35 protein-coding genes are annotated in these 24,583 nt (G+C 70.3%); 13 read left to right on the top strand and 22 right to left on the bottom strand.

Annotation, left to right across the window (positions count from 1 at the left end; all coding sequences use genetic code 11):
• Positions 1-7 precede the first annotated feature (7 nt).
• The 7 genes from R9X44_RS02830 to fdxA form a co-directional block, all read right to left on the bottom strand.
• A complete protein-coding gene (locus tag R9X44_RS02830) occupies positions 8-1,552 on the bottom strand; it encodes a polyamine aminopropyltransferase (RefSeq protein WP_319812341.1) in 1,545 nt (514 codons plus the stop codon).
• Between the two features lie 11 nt (positions 1,553-1,563).
• Positions 1,564-1,995 carry a DUF350 domain-containing protein gene (locus tag R9X44_RS02825; RefSeq protein WP_319812340.1) on the bottom strand — a complete coding sequence of 144 codons (432 nt, stop codon included), beginning with the start codon at positions 1,993-1,995 and terminating at the stop codon, positions 1,564-1,566.
• On the bottom strand, positions 1,988-2,719 hold the full coding sequence (locus R9X44_RS02820; RefSeq protein ID WP_319812339.1) for a hypothetical protein: 732 nt from the start codon (positions 2,717-2,719) through the stop codon (positions 1,988-1,990). The genes R9X44_RS02825 and R9X44_RS02820 overlap by 8 nt, the downstream gene beginning before the upstream one ends.
• Entirely contained in the window at positions 2,716-3,117 is a 402-nt protein-coding gene (locus tag R9X44_RS02815; protein ID WP_319812338.1) for a DUF4247 domain-containing protein, read from the bottom strand. Before R9X44_RS02815 ends, R9X44_RS02820 begins: the two co-directional genes overlap by 4 nt.
• Positions 3,114-3,635 (bottom strand): DUF2617 family protein, encoded by a 522-nt coding sequence (locus tag R9X44_RS02810; protein ID WP_319812337.1) that lies wholly within the window; start codon positions 3,633-3,635, stop codon positions 3,114-3,116. Before R9X44_RS02810 ends, R9X44_RS02815 begins: the two co-directional genes overlap by 4 nt.
• A gap of 75 nt (positions 3,636-3,710) precedes the next feature.
• The gene (gene dapC / locus R9X44_RS02805) at positions 3,711-4,790 is read right to left on the bottom strand and encodes a succinyldiaminopimelate transaminase (protein ID WP_319812336.1); all 1,080 of its coding nucleotides are present in this window, start codon (positions 4,788-4,790) and stop codon (positions 3,711-3,713) included.
• A 76-nt stretch (positions 4,791-4,866) separates the two neighbouring features.
• Complete coding sequence (fdxA, locus tag R9X44_RS02800; RefSeq protein ID WP_319812335.1) at positions 4,867-5,187, bottom strand: ferredoxin; 321 nt, start codon at positions 5,185-5,187, stop codon at positions 4,867-4,869.
• 113 nt (positions 5,188-5,300) lie between these two features.
• Between fdxA and R9X44_RS02795 the strand changes: the two genes are divergently transcribed.
• On the top strand, positions 5,301-5,543 hold the full coding sequence (locus R9X44_RS02795) for a hypothetical protein (protein ID WP_319812334.1): 243 nt from the start codon (positions 5,301-5,303) through the stop codon (positions 5,541-5,543).
• On the opposite strand, the gene R9X44_RS02790 is transcribed toward R9X44_RS02795, so the two are convergent.
• Complete coding sequence (locus tag R9X44_RS02790) at positions 5,540-6,421, bottom strand: crotonase/enoyl-CoA hydratase family protein (protein ID WP_319812333.1); 882 nt, start codon at positions 6,419-6,421, stop codon at positions 5,540-5,542. The genes R9X44_RS02795 and R9X44_RS02790 overlap by 4 nt on opposite strands.
• 105 nt (positions 6,422-6,526) lie before the next feature.
• On the opposite strand from R9X44_RS02790, the gene R9X44_RS02785 reads away from it, so the two are divergent.
• Positions 6,527-7,330, top strand: coding sequence for a class I SAM-dependent methyltransferase (locus R9X44_RS02785; protein WP_319812332.1), 804 nt, complete (start codon positions 6,527-6,529; stop codon positions 7,328-7,330).
• Between the two features lie 7 nt (positions 7,331-7,337).
• Here the strand turns inward: R9X44_RS02785 and R9X44_RS02780 are convergent, their stop codons facing one another.
• On the bottom strand, positions 7,338-7,976 hold the full coding sequence (locus tag R9X44_RS02780; protein WP_319812798.1) for a hypothetical protein: 639 nt from the start codon (positions 7,974-7,976) through the stop codon (positions 7,338-7,340).
• Between the two features lie 181 nt (positions 7,977-8,157).
• Here R9X44_RS02780 and R9X44_RS02775 point away from each other — a divergent pair, with 181 nt between their 5' ends.
• From R9X44_RS02775 to R9X44_RS02760, 4 genes are all read left to right on the top strand, one after another.
• Positions 8,158-9,177 carry a hypothetical protein gene (locus R9X44_RS02775; RefSeq protein ID WP_319812331.1) on the top strand — a complete coding sequence of 340 codons (1,020 nt, stop codon included), beginning with the start codon at positions 8,158-8,160 and terminating at the stop codon, positions 9,175-9,177.
• Between the two features lie 97 nt (positions 9,178-9,274).
• Entirely contained in the window at positions 9,275-9,763 is a 489-nt protein-coding gene (locus R9X44_RS02770) for a hypothetical protein (protein WP_319812330.1), read from the top strand.
• A complete protein-coding gene (locus R9X44_RS02765) occupies positions 9,757-10,419 on the top strand; it encodes a hypothetical protein (protein WP_319812329.1) in 663 nt (220 codons plus the stop codon). Before R9X44_RS02770 ends, R9X44_RS02765 begins: the two co-directional genes overlap by 7 nt.
• Positions 10,420-10,521: 102 nt before the next feature.
• A complete protein-coding gene (locus R9X44_RS02760) occupies positions 10,522-10,872 on the top strand; it encodes an STAS domain-containing protein (protein ID WP_319812328.1) in 351 nt (116 codons plus the stop codon).
• Between the two features lie 122 nt (positions 10,873-10,994).
• Here the strand turns inward: R9X44_RS02760 and R9X44_RS02755 are convergent, their stop codons facing one another.
• The gene (locus R9X44_RS02755; protein ID WP_319812327.1) at positions 10,995-11,225 is read right to left on the bottom strand and encodes a helix-turn-helix domain-containing protein; all 231 of its coding nucleotides are present in this window, start codon (positions 11,223-11,225) and stop codon (positions 10,995-10,997) included.
• 120 nt (positions 11,226-11,345) lie between these two features.
• On the opposite strand from R9X44_RS02755, the gene R9X44_RS02750 reads away from it, so the two are divergent.
• Positions 11,346-12,302: a D-isomer specific 2-hydroxyacid dehydrogenase family protein gene (locus tag R9X44_RS02750; RefSeq protein ID WP_319812326.1), complete on the top strand. Its 957-nt coding sequence runs from the start codon at positions 11,346-11,348 to the stop codon at positions 12,300-12,302.
• Positions 12,303-12,367: 65 nt separating this feature from the next.
• Here the strand turns inward: R9X44_RS02750 and R9X44_RS02745 are convergent, their stop codons facing one another.
• Genes R9X44_RS02745 through R9X44_RS02735 form a run of 3 tightly spaced genes read right to left on the bottom strand, consistent with a single transcriptional unit; the run spans position 12,368 to position 13,702 of the window.
• The gene (locus tag R9X44_RS02745) at positions 12,368-12,697 is read right to left on the bottom strand and encodes a hypothetical protein (RefSeq protein ID WP_319812325.1); all 330 of its coding nucleotides are present in this window, start codon (positions 12,695-12,697) and stop codon (positions 12,368-12,370) included.
• Positions 12,698-12,755: 58 nt separating this feature from the next.
• A complete protein-coding gene (locus R9X44_RS02740; protein WP_319812324.1) occupies positions 12,756-13,085 on the bottom strand; it encodes an STAS domain-containing protein in 330 nt (109 codons plus the stop codon).
• Positions 13,082-13,702 carry a hypothetical protein gene (locus R9X44_RS02735; protein WP_319812323.1) on the bottom strand — a complete coding sequence of 207 codons (621 nt, stop codon included), beginning with the start codon at positions 13,700-13,702 and terminating at the stop codon, positions 13,082-13,084. The genes R9X44_RS02740 and R9X44_RS02735 overlap by 4 nt, the downstream gene beginning before the upstream one ends.
• A 187-nt stretch (positions 13,703-13,889) precedes the next feature.
• On the opposite strand from R9X44_RS02735, the gene R9X44_RS02730 reads away from it, so the two are divergent.
• The 3 genes from R9X44_RS02730 to R9X44_RS02720 all read left to right on the top strand — a co-directional run bounded on the left by R9X44_RS02730 (position 13,890) and on the right by R9X44_RS02720 (position 15,965).
• Complete coding sequence (locus R9X44_RS02730; RefSeq protein WP_319812322.1) at positions 13,890-14,459, top strand: hypothetical protein; 570 nt, start codon at positions 13,890-13,892, stop codon at positions 14,457-14,459.
• A 35-nt stretch (positions 14,460-14,494) separates the two neighbouring features.
• Positions 14,495-15,226, top strand: a complete 732-nt coding sequence (locus R9X44_RS02725) for a hypothetical protein (RefSeq protein WP_319812321.1) — start codon at positions 14,495-14,497, stop codon at positions 15,224-15,226.
• Positions 15,227-15,401: 175 nt separating this feature from the next.
• Complete coding sequence (locus R9X44_RS02720; RefSeq protein ID WP_319812320.1) at positions 15,402-15,965, top strand: hypothetical protein; 564 nt, start codon at positions 15,402-15,404, stop codon at positions 15,963-15,965.
• Here R9X44_RS02720 and R9X44_RS02715 read toward each other — a convergent pair.
• The 4 genes from R9X44_RS02715 to R9X44_RS02700 form a co-directional block, all read right to left on the bottom strand.
• The gene (locus R9X44_RS02715) at positions 15,962-17,005 is read right to left on the bottom strand and encodes an AI-2E family transporter (protein WP_319812319.1); all 1,044 of its coding nucleotides are present in this window, start codon (positions 17,003-17,005) and stop codon (positions 15,962-15,964) included. The two genes, R9X44_RS02720 and R9X44_RS02715, sit on opposite strands and share 4 nt — an antisense overlap.
• A gap of 52 nt (positions 17,006-17,057) precedes the next feature.
• A complete protein-coding gene (locus R9X44_RS02710; RefSeq protein ID WP_319812318.1) occupies positions 17,058-17,273 on the bottom strand; it encodes a helix-turn-helix domain-containing protein in 216 nt (71 codons plus the stop codon).
• An 83-nt stretch (positions 17,274-17,356) separates the two neighbouring features.
• Positions 17,357-17,674 (bottom strand): hypothetical protein, encoded by a 318-nt coding sequence (locus R9X44_RS02705; RefSeq protein WP_319812317.1) that lies wholly within the window; start codon positions 17,672-17,674, stop codon positions 17,357-17,359.
• A 37-nt stretch (positions 17,675-17,711) separates the two neighbouring features.
• On the bottom strand, positions 17,712-18,413 hold the full coding sequence (locus R9X44_RS02700) for a Uma2 family endonuclease (protein ID WP_319812316.1): 702 nt from the start codon (positions 18,411-18,413) through the stop codon (positions 17,712-17,714).
• Between the two features lie 77 nt (positions 18,414-18,490).
• Here R9X44_RS02700 and R9X44_RS02695 point away from each other — a divergent pair, with 77 nt between their 5' ends.
• Positions 18,491-18,718: an EF-hand domain-containing protein gene (locus R9X44_RS02695; protein WP_319812315.1), complete on the top strand. Its 228-nt coding sequence runs from the start codon at positions 18,491-18,493 to the stop codon at positions 18,716-18,718.
• A gap of 20 nt (positions 18,719-18,738) precedes the next feature.
• On the opposite strand, the gene rraA is transcribed toward R9X44_RS02695, so the two are convergent.
• Both rraA and rocD read right to left on the bottom strand, forming a co-directional pair.
• Positions 18,739-19,224 carry a ribonuclease E activity regulator RraA gene (rraA, locus tag R9X44_RS02690; RefSeq protein ID WP_319812314.1) on the bottom strand — a complete coding sequence of 162 codons (486 nt, stop codon included), beginning with the start codon at positions 19,222-19,224 and terminating at the stop codon, positions 18,739-18,741.
• Between the two features lie 52 nt (positions 19,225-19,276).
• The gene (rocD, locus tag R9X44_RS02685) at positions 19,277-20,467 is read right to left on the bottom strand and encodes an ornithine--oxo-acid transaminase (RefSeq protein ID WP_319812313.1); all 1,191 of its coding nucleotides are present in this window, start codon (positions 20,465-20,467) and stop codon (positions 19,277-19,279) included.
• A 67-nt stretch (positions 20,468-20,534) separates the two neighbouring features.
• Between rocD and R9X44_RS02680 the strand changes: the two genes are divergently transcribed.
• Positions 20,535-20,972 (top strand): Lrp/AsnC family transcriptional regulator, encoded by a 438-nt coding sequence (locus R9X44_RS02680; protein WP_319812312.1) that lies wholly within the window; start codon positions 20,535-20,537, stop codon positions 20,970-20,972.
• A 1-nt stretch (position 20,973) separates the two neighbouring features.
• Here the strand turns inward: R9X44_RS02680 and R9X44_RS02675 are convergent, their stop codons facing one another.
• The 3 genes from R9X44_RS02675 to mshB are packed head-to-tail and all read right to left on the bottom strand — an operon-like array spanning position 20,974 to position 22,732.
• Positions 20,974-21,474, bottom strand: coding sequence for a flavin reductase family protein (locus R9X44_RS02675; protein ID WP_319812311.1), 501 nt, complete (start codon positions 21,472-21,474; stop codon positions 20,974-20,976).
• On the bottom strand, positions 21,449-21,874 hold the full coding sequence (locus R9X44_RS02670; protein ID WP_319812310.1) for a DUF6113 family protein: 426 nt from the start codon (positions 21,872-21,874) through the stop codon (positions 21,449-21,451). Before R9X44_RS02670 ends, R9X44_RS02675 begins: the two co-directional genes overlap by 26 nt.
• A 6-nt stretch (positions 21,875-21,880) precedes the next feature.
• Positions 21,881-22,732: an N-acetyl-1-D-myo-inositol-2-amino-2-deoxy-alpha-D-glucopyranoside deacetylase gene (mshB, locus tag R9X44_RS02665; RefSeq protein WP_319812309.1), complete on the bottom strand. Its 852-nt coding sequence runs from the start codon at positions 22,730-22,732 to the stop codon at positions 21,881-21,883.
• Positions 22,733-22,903: 171 nt separating this feature from the next.
• Here mshB and R9X44_RS02660 point away from each other — a divergent pair, with 171 nt between their 5' ends.
• Entirely contained in the window at positions 22,904-24,583 is a 1,680-nt protein-coding gene (locus R9X44_RS02660; RefSeq protein WP_319812308.1) for an ABC transporter ATP-binding protein, read from the top strand.

Genomic DNA, 24,583 nt, shown 5'->3' with positions numbered 1-24,583 from the left:
AAGATCCCTAGAAATCCTGCCATTCGGCATCCTCATAACCGACGATCACCGGCCGGACGAGGGTGTTGGCCTCGACGTCGTCACGCCGCAGGTCGCGCGCGAACACACGGGCCGCGCTCAGTACGTCGGAGTCAAGGAACCGCGTAGGGGGCGCGTCCCCGGAGATCCCCAAGGAGGGCTCGCCGGACGACGCCATAACGAACCCCCAGTCCCCGAAGCTCGGCACGTCCACGTGGTACGGCAGCGTACGCAGGCCCGCTTCCCGGATCGTCTTGTCGATGCACCAGAACGACCTGGGCGCGAAGTAGGGCGACCCCGCCTGGACGACCATCCTTCCGCCGTCGGCTATGAGGTGCCGTGCGAGCCCGTAGAACTCCGCCGAGTACAGCTTGGCCGTGGCGACCTCGTCCGGGTCGGGGAAGTCGACGATGACGGCGTCGTAAGGCTCGCGCCCGTCACGCGCCCACGTGAACGCGTCCTCGTTGACGACGGTGACGCGCCCGTCCTCGAACGCTCCCCCGTTCAGCTCCTTCAGCCGCGCGTGCGTCCGCGCCAACGCCACGATCTCCGGGTCGAGCTCCACAAGCGTCACCTCCCGGACGTCCGGGTACCGCAGGACCTCGCGCAGCGCGAGGCCGTCGCCTCCGCCGAGGATCAGGACGCGGCCGCGGCTCCCGGCGAGCGCGGGGTGGACCAGCGCCTCGTGGTACCGGTACTCGTCCACCGAGGAGAACTGGAGGTCCCCGTTGAGAAACAACCGGGTGTCCGAGCGTCCCGAAAGACTCACCTTCTCGGTGAGGACGATCTCCTGGTACCGGCTGCGCGTAGCGAAGGCCACGGGGTCGTTGTAGAGCGCCTGGCGGGCCGTCACCTCGAACGCGTCGGCCTTGACGTACACGCCGCCGAGCAGCACGAGCACCCCGCCCATCACCCCCCACAGCGCGGCCTTGACGCCCCGGGCGACATCCGCCCGGAAGATCCACAGCACCACGGCCATGCCCGCGACGGCGTTGACCGCCCCGACGACGAGCGCGCCACGGATCTGCCCGAACAGCGGAAGCAGCAGGAACGGGAACGCGAGCCCGCCGACGAGCGCGCCCACATAGTCGGCGGCGAAGAGGTCAGCGACCGCCGACCCCGCCTCCTGCCTGCGGATCTTCTGCAGCAGCGTCATCAGCAGCGGGATCTCCGCGCCGATGAGCGCCCCGAGCACCGACGCGGCCAGCACGAGCATCGGGACATAGAGGTCGAGCCACGCGAACGCCGCGTAGAGCAGCAGTACCGACAGTCCGCCGAGCAGCGCCAGCGCCGCCTCGATCAGCGCGAACGCGACGAGCGCGCGCGACTGGAGCGGCTTGGCCGCGAGCGAGCCGACGCCCATCGCGCAGACCATCACCGACAGCACGATCGAAGCCTGGGTGATGGAGTTGCCGACCAGATAGCTGCCGAGCGCGACGAGCGCGAGCTCGTACACGAGCCCGCACGCCGCGCAGACGAAGACCGCGGCGAGGACGAGCGAGCGCCGCACCCGCGCCGATCGAAGGAACGTCAACTGCGCGAGCGTCAACTGATGGACGCGCAGACGATCGCCGCCGTCGCGAGGTCGGTCGCGGCCACCACCCACGCCGACGCGTGCGGCGAGCTCCCGCCAGAAAGCAGCGTCTCGCCGAGCTTGCCAGGGGTGATCGCGTCGAGGATGAAGAACGCGACGACCGACAGCACGATGCCGAGCAGCGCGTACACGACGGTGCTGAGCAGCCCTTCGAGCAGGCCCTCCTCGCTGACCACGATCGCCGTGGTGATGATCGCGCCGAGGCCCAGCAGCTTGGCCGCGAGCACGACGGCCCCGCCGCGCCCGCCCTCGGTCCAGATGATCCGCCCGAGGTGGCCGGGCGTCAGCAGGTCGACCACGAGGAAGCCGAGCGCGAGCAGCGCGATGCCGAGGCCGCCGTAGGCGAGGGTGGCGAGCGACTCGCCGAGCAGGTCGTCAAGCATTGAAGTGCCTCGCCTTCCGCGCCTTCACCGCGCCGGAGATGATCCAGTAGATGCCGAGCGCGACAAGGAGGCCGCTGACGCCCAGCGTGAGGTACCAGCCGACGCCGTGGACCGGCGCGAGCTCGTCGTTGGTGGAGGCGGTGGGGTCGGGCGTCTGCTCGCGCGCGGGCACCGGCGCGAGCCCGCCCGGACCGTCGGACGCCGCCGCCAGCATCGGCAGCGAGCCGAGGATGTCGGCGAGCTGCGAGACCCCCTCGGGCTCGAGCGTCTGCACGATGCCGTGGCTCTCCAGCACGTTCGGGTCGATGTCGACCTCGGCGACGTTGTCGGTCACCGAGACGTTGACCGAGCTCCACTCCTTCCACATGTAGGAGTACGTGACGGACATGCGCAGCCATCTCGGGCACCGCTCCGTCTGGTCGGCGACGTCGACGCCGAGCCCGAGGTTGGAGCCCTCCTCGATCGGCGCGCCCGTTCCGGCGTCGATCCGCCAGCCGTAGCAGACGCCGTGCGCGATGGCGGCCTCGGTGTAGATCTCCTGGACGCGCGCGGTGTCGCCCGCGCCGAGCGCCGTCGCGGTGACGTCGTAGGTGAGGTCCTCGTCGAACACGCCGTCGTCGTACATGCCCCAGCCGATCGGCAGGCCGACGAACAGGACGAGCGGGACGAGAATCCACAGCCACACCTGCCACGCCTTGGTCTGGCCGCCCGTCTGGCCGCTCATTTGCCGTCTCCAGGACCGCCGCCGCGGAACAGGGTCGCGTGCCCGGCGGGGCCGCCCCACCGTCCGCCGACGTGCTTGTGCCACCGCTGGTACCCGACGTCCGCGCGGTCGACGTACACCTTGCTGCCCGCGCCCGCGGCGAGCACCGCGACGATCACCTCGGGGTAGCGCAGGAACACGCCCGACGGGTCCACCACCCGGTCGACCGGACGGAACTCGTCGCTGAGCTCGTCGGCGGCGGCCAGGGGGTCCTTCTGGGTGGTCCAGGCGTCGCCGCTGCGCGCGTAGTGGTCGGCGATCCACCCGTCCGGCGAGCGCGAGCCGTTCAGCAGGACCAGCGCGGCGATGAGCGCGCCGATGAAGACGAGGATGCCGCCTCCCCAGGCCGCGCCCTTCACGCCGACCCCGCACGCACGAGCCGCGACGAGGTCTCGACGATCTGTCCCGTCTGGATCTGTCCCGTCCGGATCTGTCCCGGGCCCGGGTAGGTGTGCCACGTCCGCCAGACGACCCCGCCCGCGCACGGGTCCACGACGATTCCGGTCAGCGCGCCGGGGTCGCCGGGGAAGACGCCGCTGAGGGCGTCCGGCCGGTCGAGCAGCGCGGTGATCTCGGCGAGGGCGGCGGGGAAGTCGACGGCGTCGCGGGTGCGCGAGGTGAACGCGTAACGCCACCCGTCGAGCCCGGCTTCGGCGCGCGGCGGCAGGCCGCCGTCGCGTCCGGGAAGGCACGCGACGGTCTCCAGCACCGGCCCCGCGGCGACCTGGTGGGACGCGCCGAGCAGGCGGAGTTCGACGGTCAGGCCCGCGACGGCGACCGCGGCGACGGCCAGCGCGTCATGGCGCGGCTCGTCGAGCGCGAACGCGAGCGCCCGCGCGCTCGTGTCGCGATAGGGCACTTCGAGGAGTCCGAGCACTGCACCGTCCACACGATCCGGGGGGAGCCTCCGGACGCCCGTGTCCCGGAGGAATCGTGGGGATCATAGTGGCCGTTACTTCAGCCGCGCCACGGCCTGTTCGACCCTTTCGTCCGTCGCGGTGATCGCGACGCGCACGTGCCGTCCGCCCGCCGACCCGTAGAACTCGCCGGGCGCGACGAGAATGCCCAGCTCGGCGAGGTACGCGACGGTGTCCCAGCATGGCTCGTCGCGGGTGGCCCACAGGTACAGGGCGGCCTCGGAGTGCTCGATCCGGAAGCCGTGGCCCTCGAGCGCCGCCTTGAGCGCGCCACGCCGCGCCGCATAGCGCGCGTACTGCTCGGCGAAGTGCGCGTCGTCACCGTAGGCGGCGGCCATCGCGGCCTGGACGGGCGCGGGCACGATCATCCCCGCGTGCTTGCGGATCTCCAGCAGCGCCTTCACCATCGCCGGGTCGCCGGTGACGAACCCGGCACGGTAGCCCGCGAGGTTCGAGCGCTTGGACAGCGAGTGGATCGCCAGCAGGCCCTCGTGCGATCCGCCCGAGATGTCGGGGTGCAGGATCGACAGCGGCTTCGGCCCCTCCCACACCAGCTCGATGTAGCACTCGTCGCTGACGACGGGCACGCCGCGCTCGCGCGCCCACGCCACGACCTTGCGCAGATGCTCGGGCGGCAGGACCCGGCCGGTCGGGTTCGACGGCGAGTTCACCCAGATCATCTTCGGCACGACGGGGCCGAGCGTGACGAGGCCGTCGGACGGGACCCCGGTCGCGCCGGCGATGCGCGCGCCCACGTCATAGGTGGGGTAGGCGAGCTCGGGGAAGACGACGGTGTCGCCGGGCCGCACGTCGAGCAGCTTCGGCAGCCACGCCACGAGCTCCTTGGTGCCGATCACCGGCAGCACGGCGTCGGCCGGGACGGTGACGCCCAGCGCGCGCGCGAGCCAGCCCGCGGCCGCCTCACGCAGCGCGGGCGTGCCCCACGTCTGCGGGTAGCCGGGCGAGTCCGCCGCCGCGATCAGCGCGCGCCGCGCGACCTCGGGCGTCGGATCGACCGGGGTGCCGACGGAAAGGTCCACGATCCCGCCGGGGTGTGCCGAGGCCGTGGTCTTGAACGGCTCCAGTCGGTCCCACGGGAAATCGGGCAGATCCATCGGTGACGCTCCTTAGGGAATGAAAACGGCTCTCGGCCGCGGCCCTGCGCGGACCGCGGCCGAGAGCTGAAGATCTTTACTCGCCCTGGGGGGGCAGAGCCGCGGTGATCGGGTGGTCGCGTTCGATCTTGCCGACCTTCGACGCGCCTCCGGGGGCGCCCATGTCGTCGAAGAACTCGGTGTTGACCTTGTAGAAGTCCTTCCACTGGTCGGGAAGGTCGTCCTCGTAGTAGATCGCCTCCACGGGGCACACGGGCTCGCAGGCGCCACAGTCGACGCACTCGTCCGGGTGGATGTAGAGCTGGCGCTGCCCCTCGTAGATGCAGTCGACCGGGCACTCCTCAATACATGCCTTGTCGAGAACGTCCACGCAAGGCTGCGCGATGACGTAGGTCACGCCTTACTCCTCTCGGTACTTCCCCGGCCCCGCCGTCAGCCACGGCTCACCGTAAGCTTGTGGGCAATAGTATTGCTGGCGCAGGGCAGTCATTTCGACGTGGGGGTACCCACTTGTCATCCCAGTTCGCCGCGCGCCTCGTCGTCGCGGTCTCGCCAGCGGACGTCGGCGCGCGGGTCTCGCTGCGCCGCACCCTCCAGACCGGAGGGTACTCCGATGTGGTGGGCGTCCTTGAGTCGTGGGCGGACGGGGTGCTGCGCGTGCGGCGGCGGACCGGTGAGCTGGTCGAGGTTCCCGCCTCGGCGCTGGTCGCGGGAAAGAAGGTCCCTCCCGCGCCCGAGCGCCGGGCGCGCTAGTCCTCGCGGCGCTTGGGGAACTCCGGCAGGGCCTCGGGCAGGTCGCCGGAGACCTTCATCGGGAAGACCGCCGCGCGCTTCTCCAGGAACGACGTGATGCCCTCGGCGGCGTCGGGGGCCGAGCCGAGCTCCGTCATGAGGCGCGAGTCGTTGGCGTGGGCCTGCCAGGGCGTCTCGGCCGAAAGGCCCGCGTACATCAGGCGGCGGATCGCCGCGACGGCGACGGCCGAGGTGTTGTCGGCGACCTCGCGGCCCAGCGCGATCGCGGCGGGCAGCAGCTCCTCCGGCGGCACCACACGGGAGACGAGACGGCCGGCGAGCGCCTCGGACGCGGGGAAGACCCGGCCGGTCATCGCCCACTCCATCGCCTGGGAGATCCCCACGACACGCGGGAGGTACCAGGACGAAGCCGCCTCGGTGACGATCCCGCGCCGCGCGAAGACGAAGCCGAACTTGGCGTTCTCCGAGGCGATCCTGACGTCCATCGGCAGCGTCATCGTCGCGCCGACGCCCACCGCCGCGCCGTTCACCGCGGCGATCACCGGCTTGAGGCAGCGCGCTATGCGCAGGACCACCGTGCCGCCGCCGTCACGCGGGGTCTTGCCGTCGGACAGGGTGTCGTCCTCGGCGAACATGTCCTTGGCCTGCTCGTAGTTGAACGTGTCGCCGCCGCCCTCGAGGTCGGCTCCCGCGCAGAAGGCGCGGCCCGCGCCCGTCACCACGACCGCGCGGACGGCGTCGTCGGCGTCGATCCGGTCGAACGCGTCGAGGGTCTCGAGGCGCATGGTGTTGGTGTAGGCGTTCATCCTCTCGGGCCGGTTGAGGGTGAGGACGGCGACGCCGTCCGCGACCTCGTAGCCGATCTCCTGGTACGTCATGGGTCCGCCTTTCCGACACCGATTCTCGAATCTGATTCTAGGACGGGGCCCTCGGGGTGCCCGGACGACCCCCGCCGGAGGGCACAGGTCGGATATCTTCGGCGCATGAACTGGTCCGTGGCGACATATGACTCCGCCTTCGGATATGTCTCCGCCCACGGCGCCCCGCTCATCGACCTGCTCGACCCGCAGCCCGGCGAGCGCGTCATCGACCTGGGCTGCGGCGCGGGCCTGCTCACCGCCGAACTGCACGCGCGCGGCGCCGACCCCCTGGGCATCGACGGCAACCCGCTGCTCATCGCGCAGGCCACCGTCAACTTCCCCGAGCTGTCCTTCGCGCTCGGCGACGCGCACGACTTCACCGTCTCCGACCCCTATGACGCGGTGATCTCGATGTCCGCGCTGCACTGGATGGCCCGTGATCCCGACGCCGTCATCGCGCAGGTGTACTCGGCGCTGCGGCCCGGCGGCAGGTTCGTCGCGGAGATGGGCGGCGCGGGCAACTGCGCCGAGCTGATCGCCGCGATGCAGACCGCCTGGCGCGAGTTCGGGCTCACCGAGCCGGAACTGCCCTGGTACTTCCCCACCCCCGCCGGTTACGCCGCGCGGCTCGAGGAGGCCGGATTCACCGTCCGCATCCTCGAGTACTTCGACCGGCCCACCCGGATGACCGAGGGGCCGGGCGGCGCGGCCGACTGGGTGCGGGTGTTCGCCGCCGAGCCGCTGCGCGAGGTCCCCGCCGAGATCGCCCCTGCGCTGCTCGCGCGGGTCAACGACCTGGCCGCGCCCGCGCTGCGGCGTGAATCCGGCTGGGTGGCCGACTATGTGCGGCTGCGCTTCGCCGCGGTCCGCAAGGCGGGCGGCGCGCCCCCGCACGGCGGCCCGGTGCCCGCGCTCGGCCCCCTGTGAGGCCACGTCAGACCGTCCCGATGGCCCTCGGCAGGTCGAGGGCGAGGATCTGGTCGAGCTGGAGCGCGGTCTCCAGCTTCGCGCCGGGGGCGACGCCGGGGTCGTCGGCGAGCCGGTCGAGCACGCGCAGCGCCTCGGGGACGTCGAGGTCGTCGCACAGGGCTTCCAGGGACTCCTTGGCGTAGGCCGGGTCGGGCGCGCGCGACGGCTCCGTCGCCCAGGCCGCGAGCAGCCGCCGCCACCGCTCAAGCCGCGCCTCGGCCTCGGCGAGGTCGGCCGGGGTCAGCGCCGCCTCGGCCCGGTAGTGCCGGGCCAGGAGCGCGAGCCGCAGCGTCAGCGGGTCGTCGGGCGCGGCCGGGACAAGCCACGGCGCGGACACCACATCGCCGCCGGAAGTGACGTTTCCCACACCCAGCGCCCCCGGAAGCGGGTCTCCCGCGTCCAGCGGGGGCACGTTGTAGGCGGTGTGATCCGCCGCCTGAGCTGCGGTGGTCAGCGAGCGCCTGCGCAGCCGCGACGCGACCCGCCGCACAAGATCGGCGGTCACGCAGACGCGCAGGTCATCGGCCGCCTGGACATAGAGTCTCAGGGGCCCGGGCCGGACTCCGACGACCTGTTCGGTCCGGGTCTCGAAGAGGCGCAGCATCCCCCCAGCGTAGAGACCCGCCCGCCCCCATCACCCCCCGGCCACCTCCCGGCCACCCGAAAGTGCTGTCTTAGGGGGTTGGTAGCCTCCGGTTTTCATGAGGAACACAGTGCATGCCTCGCGACTCGGGCAGGGCGGTACGGAACATGCCGTACCGGTTGCCGCGGCGCCGATGGCCTTCATGCCGGTGACCTTCGAGGGGCAGCCCGACCTGTGGCTGTTGGTGCAAGACACGGCGGCCCGGCTCGGGGTGTCCGCGCCCGAGGAGATCTGCCTGCACGCGCGGGCGGAGGTCGCGGCGGTGCCCGGGCGGTTGCTGCTCGGATTGCCGCATGTGCTCGACCTGCCGGCGCATGAGCTCGCGGCGGTCGTCGCGCATGAACTCGCCAGGCCGCAGGCGGCGGCGTCGCAGCGGCTCGCGTTCCGGGCGGGGGGCGGCGCGTCCGTCACCGAGGCGCTGGTGACCTCGCCGGAGTCGGTCGCGGCCGCACTCGTCCACTCCTCGTACCTCTCGTTCACGTTCGAGCGGTTTGTGCTGCAGTACGTCGGGCCGCTTGCCGCCGCCGGGTGGTACCCGGTCGACCTGTGGGACGCGTGGCGGCACAGCAGGTTCCGCGAGCGGCGGCCCGACGCGGCGCGTCCGGTGCCGCTGCGGCCCCTGCCCGTCGAGGTCGAGGCGGGGTTCGCCAAGGCGCTCGCCGAAGGGCTCGCGACCGCGGCGGTGCCCGCGCCGCCGCCGTGCCCGTCGCCGTCGGGGTGCCCGACCTCGGTGCGGCTCGGGGGCGTGCCGCGCGAGCCGGAACCCGCGGGGCTGCGCGGCGTCACCTTCGACGGGGTCGACGACGCCGTCTGGGAGGACGCCGCCTACCGGTGCGTCGTCGGGATCAGGGGCGCGGTCGCCGACCTCCTCGGGCATCCCGTGGTCCTCGGGGCCGACGTCGTCGCGCTGGTCAGGCAGGGACGCGCGGCGGAACTGCTGCGCAAAGCCGGTGCGGAATCGCCCGATCTGTTCCCCGTCAGCCGGGTCCTCGGGCCGCTGCTCGGCGACGCGCTCCGCCGGCGCGGATACCGGCCGGAACACCCGCTCGCCCAGCACGTCATGGTCGGTCCCGGATTCGACAGGATCGACACCTCGGCGCTGATCGACCCCGTCGAAGGCGGCGGCGAGCCCTCCGCGCTGCTGCTGGACCTGCTGTCCTGACCGCAGTCACCAGATGTCAGAGATTGCGCTCGGTACGTAACGGCACGATTTCACGGAGTGACCACACGGCGCGGCCGGGGTGCCTAGGCTCCCCGGCATGCGTCCCGTACTCGCCTGCCTCCTGCTGGCGACGGCCTGCTCCAACGCCGCCGCCGGGATCTTCCAGCCGTCCGGGACCGCCGAGCCCCCCGCCCCGGCACCCGACCGGCGCTCGGCGGTCCTCGCCGCCTACCTCGACTTCCACCGGGCGTTCCAGACCGCGCTCGGCGGCAACGACACCGCCGGCCTCGACGCCGTCACGACCGAGCCGCTCACGTCGCGGCTGACCGAGGTCGTCCGGGACCAGACCAGGCGCTCGGTCGTGCGGCGCACCCACACCGCGGTGAACCCGCGGATCGCCTGGATCAAGGCGGGGGCCGCGCATGTGGTCGACTGCGTCGCCTCGCCGGGGTTCACCACGTTCGACGCGAGGTCGGGACGGCGGCGCGGGCCGGGGCCACGGCCCGAGCAGGCAGTCCTGCACACCAGGCTCGTCCTCGACGGGACCTGGAAGGTCTCCTCGGTCCGGGCGGGTGGTCAGTGCTGAGCGCGCTGGTGCTCGCGCTGATCGGCGCGCCGCCCGGGGAGCCGGCCTGTGACACCGGGTCCGTCATCACCTGTCTTGACACGGTTTCCGGGGGCGGGTCGGGGCCGTCCCGGCCGGGGCGGCCCGTCGTGCGGAAGCCGTCGCGGGATGTCGCGGCATGTCCGGATCTGGCGGATTACTGTGCGACCGCACTCGTGGACAAGGCGCTTGTGGACGCGCCGCGCGTCACCACCGCCGACGTCGTCGGGATGGCCCGCGCGCTACTGCGGCTTCCCTTGCCCCGGCCGTATACCGAGCCCGCCCCGAAGACGTTCGTCGGGGTGCCCACGCTGCTGAAGGTCCAGCGCGGGCTGTGGCGGGAGCACCGGGCGGCGGCCTCGGCGGCCGGGCGGCGCGTCGAACTCGTCGGACGGCCCGTGCGGATCGTGTGGGACCTCGGCGCGGAGGGGCGCGAGGTCTGCGCCGGGCGCGCGCGGTGTGTCCACACCTGGACGCGCTCGGCCGGAGAACCCGTCAGGCTCACCGCGACGGTGGAGTATCGGGTGGCGTGGCGGTGCACGGGCGGATGCGACGAGGCGTCCGGCGAACTCGAGCTGCCCGCCTCGGGGACGACGACGCTTGTGGTGCACGAGATCCAGACGACGGCGAGGCCATGACCTCGGGGAGCCGTCCCAAAGATCGGTAATTTTCCGAGCTCCACCCCTTGGCAACTCGGCGTACCCAAGCGACTCTGAATTGTCACGGGGAAGGGGCGTTCCATGGACTATGGGGCGGAAGTGGCCGACTGCGGGCCGTACGTTCTGGTGAACGTGCACGGAGAACTCGACGTGGCGTCCGAGCCGTGGTTCCGCGGGGCACTGCTGGAATCCATCGGCTTCGGCGACCGCGCCGTCGTCGTCGACATGCGCAAGGTGCGGTTCTGCGCGGCGGCGGGGCTGAACTCGATCGTCGCGACCCAGCGCATGACCCGGGGGCTCGGCCCCGGCGTCGCGGTCGCGGGCGCGATCCCGCGCGTCCGCAAGACCTTCGAGATCACCCGCCTCGACCGGGTGATCCCCCTCTACGACACGGTCCCCGAAGCCGTCCAGGCCCTGATCGGCTGCCCCTGAGGGGCAGCCGACGCCACGGGTCCCGAGCGGAACATCACAGCGTGATCGGGCGCGCCGTCGTCAGGGAAGACGGCGGCTTCCGGGCGCCCGATCACCGCCGCGCGGAGGCGCGGCGATTCGACTCAGCTCTTCGAGCCGGGCGGGGTCGACTTGGGCCTTCGGGCGCCGCCGCGGCCGCGGAGCGGGACTCCGGTGTCGACGAGGAGGCGGTGGACCGCCCCGTAGGAGCGGCCGGTCTCCGCGGCGAGCTGGCGGATGCTGCGGCCGGCCTGGTACCCCTCGGCGATCTCCTTGGCCAGCTTCTCGCGACGCTCCCCGGACAGGCGCTCGCCCTTCTTCACGGCTTCGGACATGGTGTCCTCCTCCTGGGTGACGATTCGGCTCCTCTAGATCACAGTAACTCGCGAAGATCGGACATTCCACGCCAATCTGTGCGTCATCCGTCACGGGTGGGAGCTGAGAGACTGCACGATATGGAAGTGAAGATCGGCATAGCGCCGGAAAAGGCGATCGAAGGAGTCGGCCGGCCCACCGACGTGGCGGTGGGGCCGCTACGCGACCAGGTGGCCCAGGCCGTCGTCAGAGGCGGTGGGAGGGTGGTCCCGGTACAGGAGGCCGAGGGGCTGGTCTGGCTCCTCCCAGGCGGCCCAGAGCCCCTCCTGGACGCCCTCGACGCACACCCCTCGATCCGGTGGGTCCAGCTCCCCTGGGCCGGGGTCGAGCACTTCAAGGACGCCTTCACAAGGCCGCAGACCTTTACCTGCGCCAAGGGAAGTTTTGCCAAACAGGTAAGCGAGCACGCGCTGATGCTCGCCCTCGCCTGCCTGCGCGACCTCGTCAGGCACGCGCGCACCCCCGAGTGGCGGCCCATCGACCCGCGCTCGCTCGGCGGCCTGTCCGTCACGATCCTCGGCGGGGGCGGGATCGCCACCGAACTCGTCGCGCTGCTCCAGCCGTTCGGCTGCCGGATCCGGGTGCTGCGGCGCTCGGCCTCACCACTGCCCGGGGCCGACGAGACCCTGCCCGTCAGCGAACTGCACGCGGTCCTGCCCACGACGGACGTCCTCGTCGTCGCGCTCGCGCTCACCCCGCAGACCCGGCACATCGTCGGCGCGCCCGAACTCGCGCTGCTGCCGCCCGGAGCCGTCCTGGTGAACGTCGCGCGCGGACCGCACGTCGACACCGACGCGCTGCTCACGGCCCTCGACGCGGGGAACCTCGCGGCCGCAGGGCTCGACGTCACCGACCCCGAACCCCTGCCCGCCGGACATCCGCTGTGGGCGCACGACCGGGTCCTCATCACCTCGCACTGCGCCGACTCCTCGGAGTACGTCGCGCGGATGCTGTGCGAACGCGTCGCGGAGAACGTCAGACGGTTCGGGGCCGGTGAGGAGCTCGACGGGCTCGTCGACGCCGAAGCCGGGTACTGAGGAGCCGGGTACTGAGGAGGGCCCACCCGTCCGGGCGGCGTGCCGCTCCGGGGGGCACGGGAGGGTCAGAAATCGGGCTCGGGACGCGCGGGCAGCCGTGCCGCACGGCGCGCCCGGTCGGCGGCGCGGCTGAGGCGTCCGGGATCGCGGGCGTCGGTGCGGTCGCGGTTCTTCTCGGGGGGCAGCTCCCGGCGCGGCACCTTGGCGTAGTCCTCGCCCGGCAGCCTTGCGACGTCGGCGGCGACCACCCAGGCGCGTGAGCCGCGGCACCCGTCGCCGGCGGTCTCCAGCCACACCAGCAGCGCCCACCAGGAACTGTCGGGACGGCGTCCCCAGGCCAGCAGGTAGGCCGCTCCCCCGGTGAGCCGGTACCGCACTACCGGCGGGACCGGCATCGCTTGCCTTCGAACATACGTCCGGTTTATCCGATTTAGCGGCCGAACGCCAGTTCGATCATCTACCGCGCAGCGCCTCCTCGACCGTTTCACTCAGATTCAGCGACCTGTCGAGACGGGTCAGCCGGAGCGGCTCGGCCACCCTGCGCGTCGCGGCGGCGAGCGCGAACGAACCGCCCTCGTTGCGCAACCTCTGCCAGACGCCGACGAACACCGCCATGCCCGTGCTGTCCAGGAACGTCACGTCCGCGAGGTCGATGACGAACGCGCGGGTCCCGTCGGCGATCATCCGCTCGAGCTCGGCGCGCAGGGCGGGCGCGGTGGACACGTCGACGTCGCCCTTGGGCCGCACCACCGCGACGCCGCCTTCGGAGCGCACCTCCGTCACCGCTCCTCCCTGCCCTGCTCCGGACCCGCCCACGGCGACCCCTCGGGCCCCGGACCGGCCGGAGGCACATGCGGCGGATGCGGCGGCGGCACAGTCCCCGACGGGCCCGCCACGTTCGGGCGCGGCGCGGCAGGACCCGCCGGGCCGCCGAACGGCAACGGCACCGGCGCCCCCGGCGGCAACGGCGGCGGCAGCACCACCCGCGCCCGCCACCGCGACGGCGGCAGCGACGCCGCGATCAGCAGGAACCCGAGGAACAGCATCGTCCCCGAGTAGATGAACGTCTGCGTCGCCCGCATCATCGTCAACGGCAGCACGAGGTCGAGCAGCTCGGTCCCCTGCCTCGGCGCGGCGATCCAGCCCAGCGCGACGACGCTCGTCAACACCCCGGGCACCAGCGAGGCAAGCGGCGAGATCCGCGACCCGCACAGCACCCCCACCACCGCCCCGCACACCGCGAGCCCGAGGACCCCGGGCACCGTGTCCTCGGCCCCGAGCGCATACCGCATCATCGCGCTCATCACCTCGTTCACCGCCCACCCCCCGCCGAGCACCAGCGGAGCCCACACCACAAGCCCCACAACCCCACCCAGCACATGCCGCGCCGCGTTATCCACTCAAGTCCCTCCTACCCCAATAGTCCCAATCCCCCCAGAAGAATCCCCACCGATCCCCCCACCCCCACCATGCCACGCCCCCCGATGAACCGTCGATAACGCTTGAGTCGTAGGGGTTAACAGCGATCTGACGGATCTGTAGGCTCCGGTCGTGCGTTATCCCAGCACGTCGGAATGAGCGAACTCCATGATGAAAGCCCGATTCCTTCCGCCGATCGCACTCATCAGCGTGCTCATCCCGTCCGGCGTGTCCTGCTCCGCCGCACCCCCCTCGGACTCCGGCGCCTTCAACCCGTCCGGCACGAAGGCCCCCCAGGCGGCCCCCGCCGCCCCCCTCCCCACCGCCCCCACCGTCACCAAGGCCGAAGCCGACAAGATCGTCCTCGACCGCTACCGCCTCTACCAAAAAACCTACGAACAGGCCTACGCCACCGGCGACCCCACCCCCCTGGCCGACGTAGCCACCGACCCCCTCCTCACCATAATCACCAAAGACGTAACCAAAACCCACAACGCCGGCCACATCTGGCGCTTCCGAAACCTCCTAAACCCCAAGATCCAAAAGCGTTCCAGCAATCTGACAAAAATCGCAGTGATCGACTGCATTCGCACCCTGGGAGCCTTCAGGTTCTCTGCCAAGACCGGCAAAAGAACCGGCGGCACCAAGAAGAGCACCACATTCGGCTATTCCGTCATATTCGTGTATGACGGCACCACCTGGAATGCCTCCGAGGCCAAAAAGGGAAAGCCATGCTAATCCCCCGAAAGATCTCCAGCATATACCGCCTTGCTATGACAGCGATCGTGTTTTCTTTCACCTCGTTTCTTGTAGCTCCAGCCGCGTTCGGTGGCCCGTGTGAACTGAACGGAACTCTTGGTTGCGGAGCAGAAGGAGGGAACCCCGGAGGGGGAGGTGGCGGTGGCGGTGGCGGTGGCGGTGGTGGCGGAAACGGTCCTGGCGAGGGTCTCGAAGACGATGAAGACTTCGAGCTGCCAGATGTTGATCCCGAGCAGCCTGCACCACAGCCAGATATCGAAGACGCCATAGCAATGGCATTCAACGAGATAGAGTTTCCCATTCCCGTCATCGGAACAGCACCCGACCCCGAGTCTTACGTCAGGATCAAGACATCATTCTGGCTTGACCCTGGAACACCTGAGATCATCAACGTCGAAGCTGCCGTCGGAGCAGCCGAAGGAGTACAACCGCAAGCTGTCGCAGCACAGGCTGAGCTTGTCCAGGTCGTATGGAACCTGGTCGAAGACGAGTTGATATGCGATGGCCTTGGACGTCCCAACGGTGTCGGACCCGGGGCAGTATGCGACTACTATTTCAAGACATCATCGGCATACCACGGTGTGGAAGCATTTGCGATCACGGCGACACCGGTATGGAAGGTCACCTGGCAGTGCATAGAGAACTGCCCCACGCCCGGTGGCGACATCGACTTGGCATACGAGTCTGCACCTGCCGAAATTGATTTTGTGGTCGACGAAATACAGGCCGAAGCCAACGATGACTGAAATTATTTCTTCATATTCGACCAGTCGACTCAGCCGGATTTACGCTGCCGCCATAGCTATTGCGATTGCTGCTACTTCGTCATGCAGCAAAGAAAAAGACAAATCCCCCGAAGCACCTAAAGCGTCACAAACAATTCTAGAACCTTTTTATTCTGTCGAACATGTCCGAAATTCAGTGATCACACAGCACGACTTGGGTAAAAAGTGGAGCAAAGGACCACTTCCTGAAGCTTTCAGCGAGGGGGAACTACGCTCATGCTCCGGTGCCAAGATCAAGATTCCAAAAGAGCCGCCCGTCATCGCTGATAAATTTGGCGAACCAAAGTTTCAGACAACCGGAGCGAACTACGCACGACTGGTCGCAGTCTACGACACATCAACGGATGCTCTAAGCGCCATGACCACCATCAGAAAGAAGGTCGCCGGATGCCCTGAGGAGAAGGAGTTTCCTTCCAAAAAACTACCGAATGGCAAGGTCACAGTTTCACACCTTGACAAGTGGTCATCATCCGAGGAAACACTCGATGGCTGGAATCATATTAGAGCTGTCGAGACTGTCACATATCCAACCTGGGTAAGCATCGTCAATGTCCGACATCTTATAATTGACTTCGCGCAGCGCGGAAACGTCGTCTTTAGTTCTATGTACGTGCAGAGGCTTAGGCCAAATAAGTCTTCGAAGGAACTGGAGGAGAAGGCTGTGGAGTTGTTGGAGGGGCAGTTGGGGAGGTTTGGTTAGGGGCGGGGGGTGGAGCCGGTTAGGAGGCGGCCGGCCCAGCGCTTGGCGGGGTCTATGTCTAGGAGGAGGGCGCGGACCATGAGGGTTAGGGGGACGGCTAGGAGGGCGCCTAGGGGGCCTAGGGTTGAGGTCCAGACTATTAGGGAGAGCATTGTTAGGGTTACGGAGAGGCCCACTGCGCCGGAGAGGAATTTGGGGAGTAGTAGGGACTGGGTGATGAAATTTATGGCTATGTAGGCGATTACTACTAGGGCGGCTTTTGCGGGGCCTGCTATTACCAGGGTGAGTAGTGCCGGGGGGATTAGGGCTAGGAGGAAGCCTAGGGTGGGGATGTAGTTGGCTATGAAGGCCAGGAGGCCCCAGAGCCAGGGGAGGGGGACGGAGAGGAGGTAGAGGACGATTATGTCCAGGACGGCCATTAGGGCGCCGAAGATTGTGGAGACTTTGAGGTAGCTGTAGGTGTCTCGGACGACGCCGCGTAGGGCGCGGACGAGTTCGGGTTTGGCGGGTTCTAGGCGGGTTAGTTCGGTTGAGAGGGAGCCTGCGTCTAGGGACATGGCTACCAGGAGGGTTACTAGGAGGACGCCGGCGGAGCCTACGTTGAGTAGGCCGTTCAGGGCGGTTTGTAGGTAGGGGACGAGGTTTGCGGGGTCCAGGCGGCTGGCGCGGGACCAGAGGTCCGAGGTGTCGATGCCGAGGCTGGAGAGCCAGGCGATGGTCTTGTCGGCCATCTGGGTGAACTTGTCGGAGTGGGCCGGGAGCAGCGAGATGAGCTGGGTGATGGCCAGGGCGATGGCGACGCCCATGCAGACGAGGAAGACGAGGACGGTGAGGAGGGGGACGAGGAAGCGGACCCAGTCGGGTGCGCCGAGGCGGCCGAGCCATCCGCGCAGGGGTTGGACGGCGATGGTGAGCAGGAGGGCGAGGACGGCGGGGCCGACCCAGCCGGAGGCCGTCTGGAGGAAGGTGAGGACGATGGCCGAGGCTGCCAGCCCGAGGAGTACCAGCAGCCCCGGCGCGAGCGGGCGGACACGGTCCATACGGGCGAGGTTTTCCCTCCCGCAGGACCGTGTCAATTGTGCTTGCCGGGCTTCAGTCCTTCTTGGCCCGGTTATTGCCCCCTCGTCCACGAAGCGCCACGCCGGACTCGACGAGCAGCTTGTGGATGAAGCCGTAAGAGCGCCCCAGCTCTGCGGCCAATGCCCGGATACTGCGCCCCGCCGCGTACTGCTCGACGGCGATGCGGGCGAGTTCCTCTCTCTGGTCGCCGGAGATCCGGCGGCCCTTTGACGTTCCCTGCTCGGTCATCGTCTGTGTTTCCTCTCTCCGGTGACGGCACGATAACCAGCGGTTGATCACGTCCAGGCCACAAGATCGACGCATTACAGCGCTCACGGGACGTCACCGGGCTGCAGGACGGGCGCGGTCCACGCCGGGACGGGCGGAAGCGGCGGCGGGGTGGCCGGAACGGCGCTCCCCGTCGGGTTGACGACGGGCGTCGCGGGCGCGTCAGAACGCCGTGGCTTCGGCGTCTTCGTCTCCCCCGACGGCACAGCCTCAACCGGCGCGGTCCCCGGCACAACAACCCCCGACGGCCCCGACGGCCCGGATGGCCCCGTCGGCGCGCTGGGCGGCGGGACGTCCCGCGCGCCGCCGCACGCGGTGAGCGCGGCGACCGCCAGCACCCCTGTCACCAGATGTCGCATCATGCTCACATGGTGCGATCAGCACGGTAGGTCCCGCAGCTCACATGCCGTGCCGGTATGGCCCGTCGGGCACCGAGGTGTCGAGCACCGCGTCGAACGGCAGCGTCAGGGCCGCGCCGAGGGGCGCGTCGCTCTGGTGGTGGTAGTCGCCCTCGCAGGGGATGTCGTACAGGACGGCGTCCCCGCGCTCCAGGTCGAGCAGGACGTAACAGGACACTCCGGCCGTCGCGTAGAAGCGCCGCTTGAGCTCACGGTCGTCGGCCGCGTCCGGCGCGGCGGCCACCTCGACGACCAACGCGAGGTCCGACCCCAGCACGACGTCCCCCTGCCAGGCCGATCCCGGTCGCACGCACACGAGGTCGGGCCTGACGTACGCGCCGCCGGCGGGCATGAGGACCGTCGCGTCGCACCGGACTGCCCACTCACGCTCTTTGGCCGCCGGCGTGATCCGATCGGCGACGGCCTCGACCATCCTGTCGTGCGCGCGCGACGGCGCCCCCGCGATGACGATCTCCTCGCCGTACTGCTCGACGCGCAGGGTCGAGGGGAGTTCGGCGATGAGCCGCGCGGCGAGCCAGCGGGCGTTCCAGCCGCCGTCGATCCTGACCCTGCCTCCCGCGCTCCGGACGGTGCGGCCCTTGGGCAGGCGAAGCTCGCGGCGGACCGCCTCGGCGGTCGCGGCGGAGGGCGGGCGGCGCAGCAGGCCCCGGGGTTCGCGCCGCAGTAGCGAGTGCAACACCATGCGGTCACCTTACGTCGCGACGCGATGACAAAAGGTGCTCTTCTCGGTCCCATGGGGGATTCGATACCGTGCGGCGGGTGACGAACGAGATCAACGCACACGAGTACAAGGCAACCTTCGACCTCATCGACGCCGACGGCGACGGCTTCATCGACGTCGGCGAACTCGGCAACCTCATGCGGGCGCTCGGCAAGGAGGCGAGCACGTCAAGGGTCGTGGAGGTGATGGTGGCGGCCGACCTCAGCCAGGACGGGAAGATGACGCTCGGCGAGTTCGCCGCCTTCCTGCAGAAGGCGAACCTCTAGAACCGGACCTCCAGAACCGGCTAGCCCGCAAGCACGTCCCGGTCGGCGACGACGATGCCGTCGGCGTCGCTGTACAGCCACGCGCCGGGCCTGAACTCGACGCCGCCGAACTCGACGGGCACGTCGACCTCGCCTGCGGCGTCCTTGGCGCTCTTGCGCGGGTTGGACCCGAGCGCCTTGAGCCCGATCGGCAGGGTCGCGAGGGTGACGGCGTCGCGGACCGCGCCGTTGATGACGACGCCGGACCAGCCGTTGTCCACGGCGGCCTTGGCGATGAGGTCGCCGCACAGCGCGGACGCGAGGGACGCGCCCCCGTCCACCACGAGGACGCGCCCCTCGCCCGGTGTGTTCAGGGTCCGCTTGACGAGCCCGTTGTCGCGGAAGCAGCGGATCGTGGTGATCTGTCCGGAGAACTCGGTTCTGCCGCCGTACTGGCGGAACTGGGTCTCGCAGCTGGCGAGCTCGGCGTCGAAGTCGTCGATGAGGTCGGCGGTCGCGAAGGTCATGGCGGCATCGTAGGCAATGGCGCAGCCGGGGGTTACCGGCGGGTACCCCGCGTCAGTGGTCGGCGAGCGCGGTCTCGACCTGGTCGAGCGCCCAGTCGAGCTCCTCGCGGGTGATGCTGAGCGGCGGCGCGAGCCGGATCGTCGTCTCGTGGGTCTCCTTGGCCAGCACGCCGAGTTCCATGAGCCGCTCGGACACCGGCCGCGCCTTGCGGTCGAGGTGCAGCCCCGCCCAAAGGCCGCGCCCGGAGACCGACGCGACGCCGGTGAACGTCGCGAGCCGCTCGTGCATGTACGCGCCGAGCTCCTTGGAGTGCCGCTGGTACGTGCCCTCCTTGAGGATCGCGACGACCTCGCGCCCGATCGCGCACGCCAGCGGGTTCCCGCCGAACGTCGACCCGTGCTGCCCAGGCTGGAAGACGCCCAGGACGTCACGGTCCGCCACGACGGCGGAGACTGGCATGATCCCTCCGCCGAGCGCCTTGCCGAGGATGTAGATGTCCGGGACGACGTCCTCGTGCTGCGCCGCGAAGGTGTCCCCCGCGCGGCCGAGCCCCGCCTGGATCTCGTCGTCGATCATCAGCACGTTCGCCTCGGTGCACAGCGCGCGCAGGGCCCGCAGGAAGCCGTCCGGGGGCACGTTGACGCCCGCCTCCCCCTGGATCGGCTCCACGAGGACGCCGACGGTCGAGCCGTCGATCGCGGCACGGACGGCGTCGATGTCCCCGTAGGGCACGGTCCGGAAGCCCGGCGTGTAGGGCCCGTAGTGCTCGTGCGCCTCGGGGTCGTCGGAGAAGGAGATGATCGTCGTGGTCCTGCCGTGGAAGTTGCCGGAGAAGACGATGATGTTCGCCTGGTCGGCGGGCACGCCCTTGACCTCGTACCCCCACTTGCGCGCGGTCTTGATCGCCGTCTCCACGCCCTCAGCGCCCGAGTTCATCGGCAGCACCATGTCCTTGCCGCACAGGGCGGCGAGGTCGGTGACGAACGGGCCGAACTTGTCGTGCTCGAACGCCCGGCTGACCAGGGTGACGCGGTCGAGCTGCTCCTTGGCCTTGGCGGTGAGGCGGGGGTTGCGGTGCCCGAAGTTGACCGCCGAGTAGGCCGCGAGCATGTCGAGGTAGCGGTGGCCGTCGGCGTCGGTGACCCAGACGCCCTCGGCGGTCGCGATCACGACGGGCAGCGGGTGGTAGGTGTGCGCGGCGTGCTCGTCGGACAGTGTCCGCAGCTCTGAGGAAACGGTCATGCGTCTCAGGTTAGGCTCGCGGAGGAGAGCACTCCAATGCGGAAAGAGCAGCTAGAACGGCAATTCATTGCAAATTGACGATATCGACCGGCGCATCCTTGCGTCGCTCATCGCCGACGCCCGCACCTCATATTCCCGGATCGGCGGCGAGGTCGGCCTGTCGGCCCCAGCCGTCAAGCGCAGGGTGGACCGGCTGCGCGCGGTCGGCGCGATCACCGGGTACCGCGCGCTGGTCAGCCCGGACGCGCTCGGCTGGACGACCGAGGCGTTCGTGGAGATCTTCTGCGCGGGCGGCACCTCGGCCGCGCAGATCAAGGCGAGCGTGGGCCGCCATCCCGAGGCGGTGGCCTGTTACACCGTCAGCGGGGAGCCCGACGCGCTCGTCCACCTGCGGGCCAGGGACATCGCCCATCTCGAGGAGACCCTGGAACGGCTGCGGACCGACCGGATGATCGTGCAGACCAAGACGTCGATCGTGCTTTCGCGGCTGATCGACGCGCTGTGAGTCACTCGGGCTTGAGCGCGCGGTAAGCACCCCGGTGGTACAGCAGCGGCCCGCCGTCCGAAGGGGTGCTCGCCGAGAGCACCTCGCCGACGACGATGCTGTGGTCTCCCCCGTCATGGACGGCGTACGTGCGGCACTCCAACGCGCCGATGGCCTCGTCGAGGATCGGGTTACCGGTGACGGCCCCGGGATGGGTCGCCCACCCGTCGAGCTGCCCTTCCAGCGGACGCCCACGTGTCGCGAACCACGACGAGGCGGCCTCGGAGTGCTCGCCGAGGATCGACACCGCCCAGGTCTCGCGCGCGAGCACCGTGTCGTGGAAGCGCGCCTTCTTCTCCGCGCAGAACAGCACGAGCAGCGGCTCAAGAGAGACCGACGAGAACGCGCTCATCGTCATCGCGTGCGCGACGCCGTCGGCGGCGACGGTCGTCACCACGGTGATGCCGGTGGGGAAAGCGCCGATGACCCGGCGGAACTCAGCGGGATCGGGAGGGGGCGTCATGGGGCAGTCCTGTGAGGAACGAGCGGTTCGCGGGGGTGAGCAGCACGGCGAGCAGCACCGAGGCCGCGCCGCCGAAGAGGAACAGCAGGCCCGCCGCACCGCCCGTGACGACCACGTCGCCTTCCGGGCGCGCGGTCGACAGCGCGCCGGTGGTGAGAATCCAGGTGATCGCGGGGACCAGCGCGCCGGTGCGCGCGCCCGCGGCCCAGCCCGCCGCGCGGACCGCGACGAACGTGCCGGCGAGGACGAGCAGGCACGACACGATCGGCCACGCCCGGTTCGCGCCGTACTGGAACGCGCCGATCAGCCCGACGAGCGCGCCGCCGAGGGCGAGCAGCCCGTAGAGCGCTCCCTGGGCGACGGCGTCACCGCCGCGCGCGTTCACCCGCTGACCTCCCACGGACGCTCAGGCTATCCCGCCGAAGAGGTCGTGCTCGCGCCCGTCCGGCCCCACCGGCCCCTTGGGACCGGCGATCAGCGTGTAGTACTCGGTGCCGAACGCCTGCTGGCCGACGTTGTCGGAGAGAGCGAAGTGCGAGCCCGCGACGGTGATCTGGGTGCGGTGCGCGGCGAGCGCGTCGAGCTTGCGCGGGAGGTACGCGCGGGCGTCTATGGCGGTGGTCACCTGGTCGTCGGGGACGCCGTAGGCGACCTCCTCTACCGAGGCCGGGCCGCGGAAGGGCCCTCCGGCCTGGAGTACGGCGACGGAACGGGCGATGACCGAGCGGGGCATGGCCGTCGCGTAGAACTTGGCGACCTCCCAGTCGGTGCCCTTGGCGCGCTCGAACGCGCGCCAGGCGACCCGGTGTGCCTGGATGTGGTCGGGGTGGCCGTAGTAGCCGTTGTCGTCATAGGTGACCATGACCTGCGGCCGCACGTCCTTGATCACCTCTTCGAGCTGGCCGGCTGCCTCGTCAAGGTCGGCCTGCCAGAACGCCTCGGTCCGCTCGTTCGACGGAACCCCCGCCATGCCCGAGTCGCGCCAGCGGCCCGCGCCGCCCAGATAGCGGTGGTCGGTGACGCCCAGGGCCTCGAGGGCCGCGCCGAGTTCCCCGATCCGGTAGACGCCGAGTTCGTCGCGCTGGTCGGCGGCGAGCTCCGCGAGCTCGGGCGGGATGATCTCGCCCTCCTCACCGAGCGTGCACGTGACGAGGGTGACCTTGGCTCCTTCCGCCGCATACCGGGCCATGGTCGCGCCCGTACCGATCGACTCGTCATCGGGATGGGCGTGCACGAACAGGATGCGACGGTCGCTCATGCCAAGCAGGGTAACCATCCCCGTGCCCTCCAAGCCCCACCAGGGCCCGTGCCGACCCTCACATCCCGGTGACGATCTCGTGGGGCCGCCGTGAGGAGGCCGCAACACGCGAAAAACCGTTCCGCGGAAAACCATTGGCGCCGTCGCCGTCCGGTTACTTAACGTCGGGGGATGCGCGACCTTCCGGCCGGTGACCCCGGCGCGCCGTCCGTCTCCGGGCCGTGGCGGTTCCTCGGTTGGCTCGCCGGTACCGACGCGTCGGTGCTCGCCGCGGTGGCCGGGTGGAGCCTCGGCGGGATGACGGCGCAGGCGCTGATGCCCGCGGTGCTCGGCAGGGCGATCGATGAGGGGATCACCGGCCGCGACGCGGGCGCGCTCGGCGTCTGGGCCGCGGTGCTGTGCGGTCTCGGCCTGCTGCTGGCGTTCACCCGCACCCGCGAGCACAAGGCGTCGGTCCTGGTGTGGCTGTCGGCCGCCTACCGGACTGTCCAGCTTGTCTCCCGGCAGGCCGGAAGGCTCGGCGACACCCTCGCGCGCCGGATCAGCTCGGGCGAGGTGATCGCGGTCGGCACCGGCGACGTGGCGAAGCTCGGCACCGTCGTCGAGGTCTGCGGACGCGCGGTCGGGGCGGCGCTGTCGATCGTCGTGGTGACCGTCGTGCTGCTCGGCATCGACGTCAGGCTCGGGCTCGTGCTGCTGCTCGGGGTGCCCGCGGTGCTGGCGCTGAGCGGTCCGCTGCTCGGGCCGATCCACCGCCGCCAGGGCGAGCGGCGCGAGCTGACCGGCACGATGACGGCGACGGCGTCGGACATCGTCGCGGGACTGCGGGTGCTGCGCGGGATCGGCGGCGAGGCGCTGTTCGAGCGGCGGTTCAGGGCCGAGTCGCAGCGGGTGCGCGCGGCCGGCGCACGCGCGGGCCGGGCCGAGTCATGGCTGAACGCGGCGGCCGTGCTGTTCCCCGGGCTGCTGCTCACCCTGGTCACCTGGCTCGGCGCGCGGTACGCGGCGGCGGGCGAGATCACCGTCGGGCAGCTGGTGGCCTGCTACGGGTACGCGGCGTTCCTCGTGACGCCGCTGTGGGTGCTCGGGGAGGCCGCGGGGCAGCTCGCCAAGGGCCATGTGGCCGCCGCGCGGGTGGTGCGGATTCTGCGGATGACGCCCGAGCACCCGGGCGACGGCGTGCGCGAGCCGTCCGGGGGCGAGCTGCGCGACGACGTCTCAGGGCTGCGGGTCAGGCCCGGCTCGCTCACCGCCGTGGTGGCGGGCCGCGACGCGGGCGCGCTCGCGGAAAGGCTGACCGGCTACACCGACGATTCCGGCGTCACGTACGGCGGTGTGCCGTTGGCCGAGGTGAAGGGGCTGCGCCGACGCGTCCTGTACGCGGCGAACGAGGACGTGCTGTTCACCGGTCCGCTCGGCGCGGAACTGCTCCCCGAGGGCTCGGACGACGTACGCGCCCGGGCCGTCCTTGCGGCGTGCGCCGAGGACGTGGTGGCCGAGGCGGGCGGGTTGCAAGGGGGCAGGGTGGCCGAAGCCGGACGCGAGTTCTCCGGTGGGCAGCGGCAAAGGCTGCGGCTCGCCCGCGCGCTGGCGGCCGACCCCGAGGTGCTCGTCCTGGTCGAGCCGACCAGCGCGGTGGACGCGCACACCGAGGCGGCGATCGCCGCGCGGCTCGGGGCGCACCGGGCGGGCCGCACGACTGTGGTGTTCACCGAGAGCCCGCTGGTGCTCGCGGCGGCCGACCATGTGGTGCACGTCCAGCGGGGCAAGGTCGTCGCCGAGGGGCGGCACGCCGAGCTGATGGCCGGGGCCCCCGGCTACCGCGCCGAGGTCACCAGGGAGATCAAGTGA

This window comes from Actinocorallia sp. A-T 12471, assembly GCF_033875155.1.
Lineage (GTDB): Bacteria > Actinomycetota > Actinomycetes > Streptosporangiales > Streptosporangiaceae > Actinocorallia.
The sequence above is the reverse complement of the archived record's forward strand: the minus strand, read 5'-3'. Positions and strand labels throughout refer to the sequence as shown.